The sequence below is a fragment of the Streptomyces sp. NPDC056835 genome (assembly GCF_042789485.1).
In the GTDB taxonomy this organism is placed as follows: Bacteria; Actinomycetota; Actinomycetes; order Streptomycetales; family Streptomycetaceae; genus Streptomyces.
In genome coordinates, this window is the sequence record NZ_JBHUBB010000005.1 from 202,659 (window position 1) to 217,087 (window position 14,429).

At 72.2% G+C, this 14,429-nt stretch carries 11 protein-coding genes; 6 read left to right on the plus strand and 5 right to left on the minus strand.

Going from position 1 to position 14,429, the window contains the following annotated elements; all coding sequences use genetic code 11:
• Positions 1-39: 39 nt before the first annotated feature.
• On the plus strand, positions 40-780 hold the full coding sequence (locus ACFRMN_RS08050) for a helix-turn-helix domain-containing protein (protein ID WP_383015001.1): 741 nt from the start codon (positions 40-42) through the stop codon (positions 778-780).
• Here the strand turns inward: ACFRMN_RS08050 and ACFRMN_RS08055 are convergent.
• Positions 720-1,127, minus strand: a complete 408-nt coding sequence (locus ACFRMN_RS08055) for a VOC family protein (protein WP_383015004.1) — start codon at positions 1,125-1,127, stop codon at positions 720-722. The genes ACFRMN_RS08050 and ACFRMN_RS08055 overlap by 61 nt on opposite strands.
• Before the next feature lie 136 nt (positions 1,128-1,263).
• Between ACFRMN_RS08055 and ACFRMN_RS08060 the strand changes: the two genes are divergently transcribed.
• On the plus strand, positions 1,264-2,163 hold the full coding sequence (locus tag ACFRMN_RS08060; protein WP_383015293.1) for a response regulator transcription factor: 900 nt from the start codon (positions 1,264-1,266) through the stop codon (positions 2,161-2,163).
• A 7-nt stretch (positions 2,164-2,170) separates the two neighbouring features.
• A complete protein-coding gene (locus tag ACFRMN_RS08065) occupies positions 2,171-3,286 on the plus strand; it encodes a sensor histidine kinase (RefSeq protein ID WP_383015007.1) in 1,116 nt (371 codons plus the stop codon).
• An 88-nt stretch (positions 3,287-3,374) separates the two neighbouring features.
• Here ACFRMN_RS08065 and ACFRMN_RS08070 read toward each other — a convergent pair whose 3' ends face one another.
• Positions 3,375-4,265, minus strand: a complete 891-nt coding sequence (locus tag ACFRMN_RS08070) for a S1 family peptidase (protein WP_383015009.1) — start codon at positions 4,263-4,265, stop codon at positions 3,375-3,377.
• Positions 4,266-5,011: 746 nt separating this feature from the next.
• Here ACFRMN_RS08070 and ACFRMN_RS08075 point away from each other — a divergent pair.
• Positions 5,012-5,782 carry a maleylpyruvate isomerase family mycothiol-dependent enzyme gene (locus ACFRMN_RS08075; RefSeq protein ID WP_383015011.1) on the plus strand — a complete coding sequence of 257 codons (771 nt, stop codon included), beginning with the start codon at positions 5,012-5,014 and terminating at the stop codon, positions 5,780-5,782.
• A gap of 17 nt (positions 5,783-5,799) precedes the next feature.
• On the opposite strand, the gene ACFRMN_RS08080 is transcribed toward ACFRMN_RS08075, so the two are convergent.
• The 3 genes from ACFRMN_RS08080 to ACFRMN_RS08090 all read right to left on the minus strand — a co-directional run bounded on the left by ACFRMN_RS08080 (position 5,800) and on the right by ACFRMN_RS08090 (position 11,448).
• On the minus strand, positions 5,800-9,303 hold the full coding sequence (locus ACFRMN_RS08080) for a CHAT domain-containing protein (protein WP_383015014.1): 3,504 nt from the start codon (positions 9,301-9,303) through the stop codon (positions 5,800-5,802).
• A 200-nt stretch (positions 9,304-9,503) separates the two neighbouring features.
• Complete coding sequence (locus tag ACFRMN_RS08085) at positions 9,504-10,670, minus strand: serine hydrolase domain-containing protein (protein WP_383015017.1); 1,167 nt, start codon at positions 10,668-10,670, stop codon at positions 9,504-9,506.
• 313 nt (positions 10,671-10,983) lie between these two features.
• Positions 10,984-11,448, minus strand: a complete 465-nt coding sequence (locus ACFRMN_RS08090) for a MarR family winged helix-turn-helix transcriptional regulator (protein ID WP_383015019.1) — start codon at positions 11,446-11,448, stop codon at positions 10,984-10,986.
• 135 nt (positions 11,449-11,583) lie between these two features.
• Between ACFRMN_RS08090 and ACFRMN_RS08095 the strand changes: the two genes are divergently transcribed.
• On the plus strand, positions 11,584-11,907 hold the full coding sequence (locus ACFRMN_RS08095; protein ID WP_383015022.1) for a plasmid stabilization protein: 324 nt from the start codon (positions 11,584-11,586) through the stop codon (positions 11,905-11,907).
• Between the two features lie 869 nt (positions 11,908-12,776).
• Positions 12,777-14,393 carry a glycoside hydrolase family 13 protein gene (locus ACFRMN_RS08100; protein ID WP_383015296.1) on the plus strand — a complete coding sequence of 539 codons (1,617 nt, stop codon included), beginning with the start codon at positions 12,777-12,779 and terminating at the stop codon, positions 14,391-14,393.
• Positions 14,394-14,429: the final 36 nt, after the last annotated feature.

Here is a 14,429-nt window from a genome sequence, read left to right on the forward strand (position 1 = left end):
CAATGGTCCTCTTCCCGGCGAGGCTTTAGCCTGATCCGTATGTACGAGGAACGGACGTCGCGGCTGGACGGCGCGATGGTCTGGACGCGGACGGCGCGGGCCGACGACTGCTCCCCTCCCTATCCCGTGCTGCCGGACGGCTGTATGGACCTGCTGTGGATCGGCGGCAGACTGCTGGTCGCGGGGCCCGACACCCGCGCGTACGCCCCCGAGGGGATCGCCGGGCTGTACTGCGCCGGAGTGCGCTTCGCGCCCGGGACCGCGCCGGCGCTGCTCGGCGTACCGGCGCACGAGCTGCGCGACCGGCGGGTGGAGCTGGCCGATCTGTGGTCCCCGGCCGAGGTGCGCCGGCTGACAGCCCGGCTGGCGGCGGCCCCGGACCCGGTGGCCGCCCTGGAGGCCGTCGCGCTGCACCGGGCCGCCGCGTCGGGACCACCGGACCCGCTGCTCCGGGCGGTCGTCGACGCCCTGGAGGCGGGCCGTACGGTCGCCGCCACCGCCGATGCCGTCGGCCTGGGCGCCCGGCAGCTGCACCGCCGCTCGCTGGACGCCTTCGGTTACGGGCCCAAGACCCTGGCTCGGGTGCTCCGGCTCCAGCGCGCGCTGACCCTCGTACGGGAAGGGGTGCCCTTCACCGACGCGGCGCTCGCGGCGGGCTGCGCCGACCAGGCGCATCTCGCCCGGGAGACCCGCGAGCTGGCCGGGCTCACCCTCGGTGCCTACGCGGCGCTGGCGAACAGGGAGACCGCGCAGCCGTCCGGGTCGAGTACCACCGCGTAACGCTGTCCCCACACCGCGTCCCAGGGCTTCAGATGCCCGGTGTGCCCGGCCGCGACCAGCGCTTCGTAGGTGGCGTCCACCTCGGCGGGGCAGGCGCAGAGGAAGGCGAGTCCGATCCGCTCGCCGCCCCGCGGCCGGGTCCACCCCGGATCGTAGGAGCGGACGGTCTCCTCCGTGTCCCAGAGGATCCGCAGCCCGCTGGGCAGGGTCGCCTCGGCATGGGGCGCGGCGTCGGCGTCGGCGGGGACATTCACACCGAGCAGACGGTAGAAGGCGAGCGAGGCGGCCATGTCGGAGACGACCAGGCCGATGGCGTCGAGTCGTGGTGTACGAGGAGCGGTAGTCATACGTTCACCGTAGGAGCGCGGAGCGGGCGGGTCTTGAACGAATCGGACGTGCCGGAATCCGTGGCCGTCATGGTTTCGTAAGAGGTGAGGGCCGGTGCACCGGCCACCGCCCGAGGAGACTGTACGTATGCACACCATCCTGGTCGTCGATGACGATCCGACCGTCGCCGAGGTCGTCACCGGCTATCTGGAACGGGCCGGTTTCTCCGTGGACCGGGCGGCCGACGGCCCCGAGGCGCTGCGGCTGGCCGCCGCCCGGCCACCCGCCCTGGTGGTGCTCGATCTGATGCTGCCCGGCATGGACGGCCTGGAGGTGTGCCGGCGGCTGCGGGCCGCCGCGCCCGTACCGGTGATCATGCTGACCGCCCGGGGCGACGAGGACGACCGGATCCTCGGGCTGGAAATAGGGGCGGACGACTATGTCACCAAACCCTTCAGCCCCCGGGAACTGGTCCTCCGCGTCGAGTCCGTCCTGCGCCGCCAGGGCGGCGACCAGGGGCGCGTGACGGGGGCCTCGGAGCCCGAGCTGCGCCGGGCCGGTATCACCCTCGACCCGGCGGGCCGCCGCGCCACCAAGGACGGCCGGCCGCTGGCGCTCACGCTGCGCGAGTTCGATCTGCTCGCCCACCTCATGCGTCATCCCGGGCTGGCGATCGGCAGGGAGACGCTGATGCACGACGTGTGGGGATGGGAGTTCGGCGATCTGTCGACGGTCACGGTGCATGTACGGCGGCTGCGCGGCAAGATCGAGGACGATCCGGCCAGGCCCCGGCTGATCCGGACGGTCTGGGGCGTCGGCTACCGCTTCGACGTGCCGGCCGACGACGAGGCCGACGACGAAGCCGACGACTCGGCCTCCGGGCCGGTTTCCGTACCGGCGGCTTCCGTAGCGGCCGTACCAGTACCCGCACCCGCACCCGCACCCGCACCCGCACCCGCACCCGCACCCGCACCCGCACCCGCACCCGCACCCGCACCCGCACCCGCACTCGTACCCGCACCCGCACCCGCACCCGTACCCGCCGACGGGAGCTGAGCGCGCCGTGAGTGACATGGCGCTGATCGCGCTGTACGCCTTCCTCGGCGCGGTAGCCGCCGGTCTGCTCGGCGCGCTGGTGCTGCGGCTGCTGCGGGACCGCTCGGTCGCCGTCGCCCTGACCGTCGTCGCCGCCGTCACCGTCACCGCGATGCTCGCGGGCACGCTCGTCGTCGCCCGGGCGATGTTCCTGTCCGCCCATGACCTCTCCGTCGTCACCACGGTCGTGGCGATGGCGGCGGTCGTCTCGCTGGCCACCGCGCTGCTGCTGGGGCGCTGGGTGGTCGCCCGCAGCCATGATCTGGCGCTGGCCGCCCGCTCGTTCGGCGACGGCGGCAGCTTCGCCGCGCCCGACGGCGCCTCCACCGCCGAACTCGCCGCGCTGGGGCGCGAACTGGCGGCCACCAGCGCCAAACTGACCGCCTCCAGGGAGCGCGAACGGGCGCTGGAGACGTCCCGGCGCGAACTGGTCGCGTGGATCTCGCACGATCTGCGTACGCCCCTCGCCGGACTGCGCGCCATGTCCGAGGCGCTGGAGGACGGCGTCGTCCAGGACCCGGACCGCTACTTCCGGCAGATCAGGGCCGAGGTGGAGCGGCTGAACTCGATGGTCGGCGATCTCTTCGAACTGTCCCGTATCCACGCCGGGGCGCTGGCGCTCGCCCCGACCCGGATGTCGGTGTACGACCTGGTGGGCGAGGCGCTCGCGGGCGTCGATCCGCTCGCCAGGGAGCACGGGGTACGGCTGGTCGGTGGCCGGGTGGAGGCCGTGCCGGTCGAGGTGGACGGCAAGGAGATGACCCGCGTCCTCGCCAATCTCCTGGTCAACGCGATCCACCGGACCCCGGCGGACGGCACGGTCGCGGTGGCCGCGGAACGGCGCGCGGACTCCGTTGTCCTCTCCGTGACGGACGGCTGCGGGGGTATCCCGGCCGAGGATCTGCCACGGGTCTTCGACACCGGCTGGCGCGGCACCCAGGCGCGTACCCCGCCCGCGGGCGCGGGCCTCGGTCTGGCGATCGTCCGGGGCATCGTGGAGGCGCACGCGGGGCGGGCCGAGGTGCGCAATGTGACGGGCGGCTGCCGGTTCGAGGTCACGCTGCCCGCGGCGGCCACCGGCTGACACGCCGGTACGGCAGAACGACACGACGGGCCGCGCACCAGGTGCGCGGCCCGTCGTACGGTCCGAGGGAGGGTGTTGCTCAGAACGCTTAGAAGACGCTGACGCCGTAGGCGTTGAGGGCCTCGACGACCGGCTGGAAGAACGTGGTGCCACCGGAGGAGCAGTTGCCGCTGCCGCCCGAGGTCAGGCCCAGCGCCGTGCTGCCGGCGAAGAGCGAGCCGCCGCTGTCACCGGGCTCGGCGCAGACGTTGGTCTGGATCATGCCGTAGACGATGTCACCGCCACCGTAGTTGACGGTCGCGTTGAGGCCGGTGACCGTGCCGCTGTGGACACCGGTGGTCGAGCCGCTGCGACGGACGCTCTGGCCGACCGAGGGGTTCGCGGCCGAGGTGATGTCCTGGTACGTGCCGTTGTACAGGTAGACCCGGCCGTCGGCGTTGGCCGAGTTGGAGTGGCGGATGATGCCGTAGTCGTTGGTCGGGAAGCTCGAACCGGCGGTGGTGCCGATGTTCCAGGAGCTGCCGATGTTGGTGCAGTGTCCGGCGGTCACCGCGTAGTACGTCGAGCCGCTGCGGACGTTGAAGCCGAGGGAACAGCGGCCGCCGCCGGTGGTGATGGCCTCGCCGCCGGCGATGAGCTTGTTGATCTTGCCGGGGGTGTGCTTGATCGTGACGCCCGCGGCGTCGCCCACGGAGTCCTTGATCGAGGCTATCTCCGAGTCCGTGACCGTGCTGTCGACGGTGACGACGACCTTGCCGGAGGCCTTGTCCGTGTACCAGGCCGTACCGGCGACGTCCGCTTCGGCGATCGCGGCGCTGGCGGTGGCGAACTGTGCAGCGGTCGGCTGGGGGGCCGGGGCCGGGGCGGCGACGGCCGACGGGGCCGCAAGCGCGACGGCGGTCACCAGACCGGAGGTGACGGCGAGAAGCCGGGCTCGTCTGGAAACCGCGCCGAGGGGGGAGAAGCGCTTGAAGGTCACAAAATCCTCCATTGGTGGGGGAAACGCGTGGCCCGTTGGGTGAGCGGGCCGCTGGGGATGCGATCGTCCACGGCCATTCGGTTTTAGCCGTGGACCTGTCAACCGCACGATCCGAATCGTTGACTCCGTTTGCTTTTGAAGCAAGGCCGACTTCTGGACCGACTGTGTGGATCGACCGGCGGCGGCCCGAGACCCCCCGAAGTCAGGGGGTCGATCAAGCTGTTGGCCGGTCCCGCGGGTCGGCCGACGGCGCGTTCATGAGCTGCTGCAAAGCCTGTGCTGACGGCAAAGCACCGGCAAATATCCATCAAAGCGCACGCCAGACAGGGGTTTGTGTCCTGACATCATTCGGCCACGCAAGGATTCGTCACAAACACACATGGTTCACCGAGGGTGGTGGATGTATGACGCAGTGGCTTCAACTGGCCAAGGGGAGAGGGCTGATCGCTCGTATCTATGCGCGTCCGCCGCCCGTTTAGGTGTCGTACCACCGAATTGCCCTCGTGTTGATCATGGCTGAATTTCATTGGTGCGGGCGTGGAACGGGTATGCAACAGCCCAAGACCGTACGGTGATTCGACCGGCAGGGCGCTCTTGCGTACGGGAGTGACGTGTGCTGCCAGTGGGCCGGCGAGGACGGCCGCTCGGCCCCTCGGACGGGCGGGCGGTCGGGCGGTCGGGCGGTCGGCGATGGGCCCACGACCCGTCCAGCCGGTCTTGTCAGAGTCGGCTGATAGAACGTGATGGTGACTCAGACGCCTTCCTTCGAAGAATTCCTGTCCCTTATCGAGGACCGCTCCGCCGCGCTGCGCGAGGCCGCCGCAGCCGCTCCCGATCTCGGTATACGCGTTCCCAGCTGTCCGGACTGGTCGCTGCGGGACCTGATCGCGCACCTCACCGAGGTGCAGAACTTCTGGGCCGCTGCTGTGAATGCCGGACCGAGCGAGCAGCCGCCCACGGTGGCCGAGGCCCCGGCCGAACTGCTCGCGGCGACCGAGGAGCTGGTCGCCGCGCTGCGCAAGTCCGGTCCTGAGTCGCGGTGCTGGACCTGGTGGGGCGCGTCCGGGGCGCCCATGACCGCCGGCGCGGTGGCCCGCCGCCAGGTTCAGGAGGCCGCGGTCCACGCCTTCGACGCCCAGCTGGCCGTCGGTGCCCCGCAGCCGGTCCCCACCGCGATCGCACTCGATGGCATCGCCGAGTTCATCAGCGTGGTCCACGGCTCCAGCGGCGCCTGGCCGCACGAGCCCGCTCGGATCAGCCTGCACGCCACCGAGGGGCGGTCCTGGCTGCTCGATCTCACCCCCACGGGTGCCCGCCTGCTCGACAGCCCGGCAATAGCCGACGAACGCTTGTACGGACCGGCGAGCGACCTGCTCCTCACCCTCTACGGGCGTCTCCCGCTGGAAGGCCCGGGCACCGGGGGTGTCGACACCGAAGGCGTCCGCACTGAGGGCGTCGGCGCTGAGGGCGCCGGCACCGTTCTGCGACGCCTCCTCGACTGGCCGCCGCTGGACTGAGCCGACGGAGCCACGCCCTACGGGTGGCCACCGCCCTTGACTCCCGGGCCCGGGTGGCCCTGGTGGATGAAGGCGGCCCAGAGCGCGATCCGGTCGAGATCCGGTCGGTCCATCTGCCGCAGCAGCTCACCGCGGAGTGAGCCCGGGTTCTCGCGACGCGGGTCGAGCATCCACAGCTGCGCGGCTCTGAGGGCGTCGACGGGGCTGAGCCCGTCGACGGTCAGGTGGTGGTGGAAGACCGCCATCAGGAGCGCGGACGCACTGTCGTTGGTCGTCCACCGTGATCCGACGACGTCCCGCGCACCGCCCGAGACGAACGCCGTGGTGAGGGTCAGCGCCTCGTCGTGGTCGCGGGTGCTCAGATCGGTCTGGCAGGCACTCAGCACGACCAACGGCCCGTCCTCGGCGGCCTCCCGGTCGTCGGTCCGGTCGTCGGTCCGGTCGTCGGGCCGGTCGGCCTGCCGGTCGTCCGGCCGGTCGAGGAGCCGGGTCACCGTCAGCATGCCCGGGTCCGGTCCCGTCCCAGGTCCGCCCTCGTCGGCGGGCGCGTCCCCGGTGTGCTCGGGGGCGGCGAGATGCAGGGCCGAGACCGTGGGACGCGTACCCGCCGATCCGTGCGAGGCCATATGGAGCAGCGAGGCCCCGTCGGCGAGGAACGCGAGGACGTCTTCGGGCGTGCCGGGGACCAGCTCCTCGTCGGGCACTTCGAAGATCCCCCCGCACATCCGGGCCTGCGGGTAAAAGGCGTCCCGCAGGGCCATGACCTCGACATTGGCATACGTCAGGTCCATGGTCGGGTCGGCCAGCAGAACCGGGGCGGCCGCGGTTTCCCGCCGTGCGCGTTTCACCGTACGCAGGAACTGACCGCCGGACGCCGCGTAGCTGACCACCACCGACTGGCACAGGTACTCGCGGGGCGCGTCGCCGGGCGAGCGCGCGGCGTGCCAGGGGACGATGCCGAGTCGCCCGCAGGGCACCAGGACGACCCTGAGCGGCCGGTCGTCCCGCCCTCCGCCCGCCGCGAGCCGCTCCTCCACACCGGCGAGGACGGGGCCGAGCACCTGGAAAGCCCAGTCGCAGAGCGCCGCCAGGGCCTCCTCCCAGGGCTGTTCGACGGACGGGTCGTTCCGGCGGCCGTCGCGTGCGGCGGCGTCACGTACGGCGGTGGCGTCGAGATAGCGCTCCAGCGGGCCGCTCTCGGCGCCGGACAGGAGCGACAGAACCCCCACCCCGGCTCCGAGCTCCGGACTCACCAGGATCACCACGCCGGGGTTCTCGGCCTCGCCGGGGACCAGATAGACGAGCGCGTCCGCGTCGCTCCGCGCGACGCCGTCCGCGAGTTCGCCCAGCGTGGGTGTGCCGAGGAGGCCGCCCTCCCGCCGGTAGCCGAGGGCTTCGAGGGCCTGTCGGCGCAGCGAGCTCGGCAGTTCGCCGGGGACGCCGCCCTCTTCCGCGGCCTCGGGGCCCTGGGCATCCGCGGCCCCGAGGCTCTGGGCATCCGCGGCCCCGGGGCTCTGGGCCGCACCGACGGCACGCCACGCCTCGGCGAGATCGTGGTGCCCGCCCGTGTCGAGGAGTTCAGGCACGACCGACGAGGTGGACGCCGCATGCAGCACCAGGGCCCGGCCCAGTTCCAGAGCGGCCACCGCCTCGTGCAGCCGTCCCTGCGAGGCCGCCCACAGGGCGGCCGCCACGCCCCTGCTCGCCCCGGAACGGGCCGCCAGCAATCCGTGCTCCGCACCGGCCTGGAGGAGGACGTCGGCGGCGAGCGCCGTCAGCGCTTCCTTGGCGGCTTCCAGAGCCGTGATGTCCTTCACGTCATCGTTGAGGACTCCCCGCTCGCGATACGCCGCGGCCAGCTGCCACAGCGCCTCGGCGGCGATCCGCGGCGCCCTCCCTTCCCGGACGCCGTCACGGACCCGCTCCAGCTCGTCGATCAGCGTGTCGAGGAGGGCCGGTTCGCGGGTGAGGGAGTAGCGCATGGTCAGGTCGAGCGCGGAGAGGTGCAGACTCTCCGTCGGGGCGTCCGGGGGCGGGGGAACGCGGTCGGGCATCGACGCCGTGTCGCCGGTGAGACCGGCGCGGAGCAGATCGAGGTCCGGGACATACGGCGGGGACATCTTGTCGGCGAAGGGGAGACGGCTCTCCCTCATGCCGGACATCCCCTTCTCCATGTACGGCAGCGCACGCAGAATCATCTCCATGTCCCGGATGACGGTGCCGAGCCTGCCATGGGCCGCGCCCAGGGCCAAGAGGACCGCGAATCGGAACGGATGACCTTCGGGGACGCTCTTCTCCATCGCTTCGGCCTCGTCCACCAGGTCACGGAGCGCCTGGACGTCCTCCGACTCCCCGGCATCGAGGACCTGGGTGTACAGCGCGAGCGCACGCCCCAGGACGGCCGGATCCTCCACCCCCGGAAGCGGCGATTCCGTGAGCTCCTCGGCGTGGCCGACGATGCTCTCCGTGTGGGCACGGCCGGCCGACCGGTCCTGGAACGTGCCGCCGACGACGGGACTGATGTTGAGCAGGAGTGCCCTCAGACTCTCCAGCGCGGAGGTCGGGTCCGGCCCGGGGGGCGGATCGTCCTGTACGGAGCGCAGCCGGCGGAGAAGTTCGTCCAGCGCCTTCGGATCACCGTTCCTGACCAGGTCGTCGAGGCCATGCGTCGCGGCGTTGACGGCATCCATGGCGGCGGCGAGCCGACGGAGGTCGTCGGGCGTGGGCGTGGGTTTCGGTTCGTGGGCCGGGTCAGGATCCGGGGACGAGCCGGGATCCGGGGACGGCTCGGGGTTCGGAGCCCTACGGGTTCCCGGGGCGTCCGCCTGCCCGCCCACGGGAGCCCCGGCCATGCCGAACATCCGCTCCATCACCTGTCGCAGCCGATCCGTGTCAGGATCCCCGGCGGGCATCATGCTGGTCAGCAGATCGGTGAACTCGGCCCCCGGAGGAGTGGAGAAGATTCCCCGCATTCGCCGCAACTCCCCGAGGAACTCCGGCGGCAACGGCAGCTCCAGCACCTCCGCGGTCAGCTCCTGGAGCTCCGTCGTGAAGGTCATCATCCCGGCGGGTCCCGCCCCTGAGAGCCAGTCGACGAAGGCGGAGAGGTCGGGTACCGCCACGAACCCGCCCTGCTGCGACCGAATCGGCGTAATGGCTGTCACCAGGAACAACGCCGCCCATCGCCGGTCCTCCCCGCCCGCCGCCGCTCCCAGCGCCGTACCGCGGTCCCGCGCCTCCCGCAGCAGCCGCTCCGCGCGCTCCCGGTCCGCGGGCTCGCCACCCCCGGCGGCGTGCCGCATGGCGAGCGCGCCTCCCAGCCATACGCTCACCGCACTGCGCAGGCCGGGGTCGTGGTCCAGCAGCCTTGCCAGCTGGTCGAGTTCGAGGATCGACGCGTCGTATGCCCGAGGCGGCACCACACCGGCCCCCATGGCGGGAATCAGCCGCTTGACCCGCTCCGCGGCGTCCGCCGCCCAGGCGCGCAGCCCCTGTAGGCCGCCGCTCTCCTCGTCGCTCATCGGCCCTGCCCCTCCGGGACATCGACAACCCTGGAATCACCGCCACTATGCCGATCCGCCGGACGCGCGGCGACAAGATGCCGCGCTTCGCATACTGAACGCCCGAAATCCGCCCAGGACGCGCCCAGATCGGCCGCGTCCCGCGCGCGTGGCGCCGTCCGCCCGCCGTCCGCCGGCCGTCAAGAGGGCCCCGGCAGGGGCTACAGCGCGCTGTACAACGCGTCGATCAGCGCCATCTTGCGTGGATCGTCAGCGATGTTCGAACCCATCCGGTTCATCACGTAACCCAGGCTGATGCCCGCCTCCGGATCCGCGAGTCCGCAGGAGCCGCCGAAGCCGTCGTGGCCGACCGCCCTGGGATTGGGCCCGTACGAGCCGTTCGGACCGCTCAGCCAGAGCCCGAGGCCGATCTCCGTGTCGTGGGCGAAGCCCGCGCCCAGCACCAGGTCCCGGCAGGCGCCCTGGCCCTCGCGGACCCGCTCGACCGTCTCCGGGGAAAGCACGCGGTGCTCGCCGAGGCTCCCACGCCCGGCCAGGATCCCGTACAGCGCGGCGACCGCGCGGGCCGTGCCGTGACCGTTGGCGGCGGGGATCTCCGCGGCGCGCCACGCGGCCGTGTTGGCCTCGGCGGCGCCGGTCGCGGGGTTGCCCAGGGCCGCCGGCGCGACCGGCGCCAGCTGCGCGAAGGCGGCTGCCTGTTCGCTGGTGAGCGGGGTGGGCGTACGCACCAGCTCGGCGGCGCGGCCGGCCTCCTTCTCCGGCAGTCCGATGGTGAAGTCGATACCGAGCGGCCCGGTCACCTCCCGGTGCAGGAACTCGCCCGGCAGCAGGCCCGTGACGCGTCTGACGACCTCGCCGACCAGAAAGCCGTAGGTGAGGGCGTGATAGCCGGACCGGGTGCCCGGCTCCCACCAGGGCTCCGTCGCGGCGAGCCGGGACGTGGTCAACTCCCAGTCGTAGAGCTGCTCGACGGAGTGCGGTTCGCGCAGTCCGGCGAGCCCCGCGCGGTGCGCGAGCAGGTGCCGTACGAGCACGGACTCCTTGCCGGCCGCGGCGAATTCGGGCCAGTACGTGGCGACCGGCGCGTCCGGGTCGAGCAGTCCGCGGTCGATCAGCACATGCGCGCACAGGGCCGTCGGGCCCTTGGTCGTGGACCACACGTTGACCAGGGTCTCGCGCTCCCACGGACGGGTCCGCGCGCCGTCGGCCCACCCCGCCCACAGGTCGACGACCGTCTCGCCGTCGGCCAGCACGCTGACGGCCGCGCCCAGTTCGTCGCGCTCCTCGAAGTTCCGCTCGAACGCGGCGCGCACGGCGGCGAACCGTTCGTCGCAGTGCCCCTGTATTCGCGGTACGCGCGGTGTCATCTGGCCCCTCCGTCGCCCGGGGCAGGCCGGGTGGCCCGCTGGAAGATCCGGTTGTCATGAAACGTACCGACTGGTCGGACCGGCGGGAAGATGTCGGACACCGCCGCACGGAACGTCTCATGTGCGGCGCGAGCGGCGAGGTGCCGGTGGGAGTTGGTGGCGCGGCCGGTGATAGTTTACGGTTAAACCAACATGTTGGCGCGTCATCGACTTCTGGAGGGCTTCCTCATGAGTGTGGCGAAGTCGGCCACGGCGGGGTCGGCCACAGTGGGGGCGGGTGCGGTGGGGTCGCGCGTGGAGCGGTCAGCCGCGGTCAGCGGCGGTCGTCGGGGAGCCCGGCGAGGAGCCGGCCGAGCACCTTGTCCAGCGTCTCGACCTCCTCGCGCGACAGCCCGTCGAAGAAGTACTCCCGGACCGCTTCGACATGGCCGGGCGCCGCCGCCTCGATGGCGGCCCTGCCCTTGTCCGTCAGCCGTACCATCGCCCCGCGCGCGTCCTCGGGGCACTCCTCGCGCGCCACGAGCCCCCGCTTCTCCATCCGGCTGATCTGGTGCGACAGCCGACTGCGCTCCCAGTAGACCCCCTGGCCGAGATCCCGCGCCCGCACCACCCCTCCCGGGGTCTCGGAGAGCGCCGCCAGCAGCTCGTACTCCGCCCCGCTGAGGCCCGATTCGCGGGCCAGCCGCCGCCACAGGGCGCCCATCAGCTCCCGCTGCAACCGCAACTGGGCCCGCCAGACGCGAGCCTCGGTCTCATCGAGCCAGCGCGGTTCCGTCATGGCCCGATTCTATCGTTTAGGTTGACGCGTCACACATCGGAGCGCGACGGCATCAAGTTGCCGGTCCCGAAAGGGGGTAGGAGGGTGAGCCCTAGAGAACAATCCACCACGAAATGGACGATAGGAGTGATTGGCATGCCACGAGGCTCCAGCCCCAAACGTGAGCGCCAGTACGAACACATCAAGGACAGCGCGCGAGAGCGTGGCGAGAGCATGGCGCGGTCGGAGGAGATCGCCGCACGCACCGTGAACAAGGAACGGGCCCGGGCAGGGGAGTCCCGTACGGCGAGCAAGCCGTCGACCCAGGACATGTCCTCCTCCAGGCGTGGCGGGCAGCGCTCAAACAGCGGGGCCGCCGGCCCGACGTACGACCAGCTGTACGCCGAGGCGCAGCGCCGTAATGTGCATGGCCGCTCGTCCATGAACAAGGCCGAGCTGAAGCGCGAACTGGGTCACTGACCCGCTCCTGGCGGCCGGCGGGGCCCGGGAGGCGGACGGAGACCGGGACGTACGCGGGCGGAGCCCGAGGCGTACACCGGCCGCCGCTGGTCGGCCCCGCTCGGCGACGGTACGGTCCGCGTGCCGCCCGCCCGCCGGACCGCTCCAAGCGGGAGCGCGCGGCGCTGACCCCGCCACCGGCCACCGGCCACCGGCCACCCGGGATTGACCGTACGGCGCAGACTCGCCACGCTTTTCGTGCAGTGCAGCGCAGCGCAGCGCCGGGCCGGGCCGGGCCGTCATGCGGGTCCCTGCCGACCCCCGCCCCTTCGGCATGGGCGTCGACGCGAACATCCGGGTCGTGATGCCCCCCGACCCGCTCGGCGAGACCGGCCGGGGCGCCGGCCGCGTATCTCCGCGAGGCCGCGAGGAAACCGCTCGCTCCGGAGCGCCACCAGCGCCCCGCCGAGCAGATCGCTGTCATCGACCCCGAACTCCCGGAAGGCGTCCAGGCGCCCTGGCGTCCGGCCCCGGCGTCCACGGCTCCCGGCCCGGACGTGATCGTCGGCGGCCGGCTCGTCCCGATGAGCGGGAGCGAGGGGCGGCGCCGGGCCCGCTCCACCGGCGGCTGGTCGAGATCTTCCGCTCCGGTCCGACCTCCGGTGCGGTGAAGGGATGATCGCACCGCACCACTACAGTTTCAGCGCCCCCTCAGCCCGGCACGAGAGGTTCCTGTGACTCAGCACGCGTTCCCGGACGGCAATGGCGACGGCGACGGAAGCGGCGATGGAAGCGGCTACGGCTACGGCCACGGCGGCAGCGGCGGCGAAAGCGGCAGTGGCGAAAGAGACCGCGGGCGTGACTGGTGGCGGGAGTCCGTCGTCTACCAGATCTACGTCCCCAGCTTCGCCGACGCCGACGGCGATGGGATGGGCGACCTCCGCGGGATCACCGACCGGCTCGGCCATGTCGCCGAACTCGGCGCGGACGCCGTCTGGCTCACGCCGTTCTACCGCTCCCCGCTGGCCGACGGAGGCTATGACGTCGCCGACTACCGGGACGTCGATCCGCGGCACGGCACCCTCGACGACTTCCGCGCGCTGCTCGGCCGGGCCCGTGCGCTCGGGCTCCGTACGATCGTCGACATCGTGCCGAACCACTGCTCCGACCAGCACCCCTGGTTCGCCGAGGCGCTGGCCTCCGAGCCCGGCTCGGCCGCCCGTGACCGCTTCGTCTTCCGGGAGGGACGTGGCCCCGACGGCGCCGAGCCGCCCGCGGACTGGCAGTCGAAGTTCGGCGGCCCGGCCTGGACACGGGTTCCCGACGGCCAGTGGTACATGCATATCTTCGCTGCCGAGCAGCCCGATCTGAACTGGGAGAACCCCGACGTCACGGCGGAGTTCGAGAGCATCCTGCGCTTCTGGCTCGACCTCGGGGTCGACGGCTTCCGTATCGATGTGGCGCACGGCCTGCGCAAGGACCTCACCGCGCCGCTGCGCGACACCCGGGGCGGTGACACGGCGCCCCTCAACTCCCCGCCCAGCGGCGAGAACCACCCCTTCTGGGACCGCGACGAGGTCCATGACATCTACCGCGTCTGGCGGAAGATCACCGACTCGTACGCCCCGCCCCGGATCATGGTCGCCGAAGCGGGTGTGAGCGCCGCCAGGCTCCCCCTCTACACCCGGCCCGACGAGCTGCACCAGGCGTTCAACTTCTTCCATCTGCGCTGCCCGTGGGACGCCGGCTCCTTCCGTGACGTCATCGACACCTCGCTCACCGGCGCGGCCTCGGCCGGGGCCCTGCCGACCTGGGTGCTGTCCAACCACGATGTGGTGCGCCACCGCAGCCGGTACGGGCTGCCGGAGGGCACCGACCTCCGTACCTGGCTGCGGACGGACGGCCGGGACCCGGAGCCCGACGACGCCCTGGGCGGCCGGCGGGCGCGGGCCGCCGCGCTGCTGACCCTCGCGCTGCCCGGTACGACGTACCTCTACCAGGGCGAGGAACTGGGCCTGCCCGAGGTTGTCGATCTGCCGGCGGACGCGCTGCGCGATCCGATGTGGGAGCGCACGGGACACCGGGTGAAAGGTCGCGACGGCTGCCGGGTGCCGCTGCCGTGGACCACGGCCGGCTCGTCGTACGGCTTCGGCCCCGGCGGCAGCTGGCTGCCGCAGCCCGACGGGTGGGGCGAGTGGTCGGTGGAGGCCCAGTCCGGCCGGCCGGGCTCCTTCCTGGAGCTGTACCGTACGGCGCTGTCGCTGCGCCGGGGCTTCCGCGGCGACGAGAGCTTCGCGTGGCTGCCGTCGGCCCCGGGCGAACTGGCCTTCAGAAAGGGTGAGGGCCTGGTCTGCCGGGTCAACCTCTCCGACGCGCCAGTGCCGTTGACCCTGCCCGCCGGGGCGAAGCCGCTGCTGGCGAGCGGCGAACTGACGGCCGACGCAGGGCAGGACACCACCCTGCTGCCGCCGGACACGGCGGTCTGGCTGGACACGAGGGAGCTCTGACGTGACGCGACCGGATCCCACCGGACCTGACTGACC